This window comes from Methanosarcina sp. DH1 (assembly GCF_020804205.1).
Classification (GTDB): Archaea; Halobacteriota; Methanosarcinia; order Methanosarcinales; family Methanosarcinaceae; genus Methanosarcina; species Methanosarcina vacuolata.
On sequence record NZ_WJBJ01000050.1, the window covers coordinates 1 to 560 of the forward strand.

At 53.0% G+C, this 560-nt stretch carries 1 protein-coding gene; it reads left to right on the forward strand.

The window, feature by feature from the left end:
- Positions 1-264: 264 nt before the first annotated feature.
- Positions 265-560, forward strand: a 296-nt coding sequence (locus FXW07_RS19135) for a hypothetical protein (protein ID WP_229397189.1), incomplete at its 3' end; no start/stop codon positions are given.

The window sequence follows — 560 nt, forward strand, 5'->3', positions numbered from 1 at the left end:
CTTATCGAGGCCATGAAGGGCACGGGCCTTGTCGGTGGTCTCTGGGCTGGCGCTCATGCTGATCTTCTGGGCCTTGGTTCCGTGGAGGCTTATGGCGTTCCTGGGCCACACTTCCATGTCCTGGGCTTCTATCCGCGCACCCTTATGAAGAGTGATGTGTTCTACGAGACTACCGGCTGGACGTATAAGGCTAAACTGTCACCTGATCGCGATCCCTTCAAGACTGCTCGTTATCTGTTCACACATACGGCTGTTAAAGACCGTGTGCAGGCGGTTACGTACTTCGGGGTTGCAGCGTATAACAAAACCAATGTGGAACGCATAAAGACCGTTACTTTTGAGTCCTGCCCGAAGTGTGGATCAGATAATTATTTCCTGCTCCGGTGTGGGGCGCATAGGTTCGAGCAGCTTTCTGCAGGTGTGCAGCTAATTCACGGGAAGTTCCAACGGATCAAGCCTGATGATAGCGAATTGGTCTTACATGTCCGACTTGTCAAAACTATCAAATTCTTCACGGTCCGGACTGAACAGGCGGGCCTGGCCTCGTTTGGGGTGGCCTG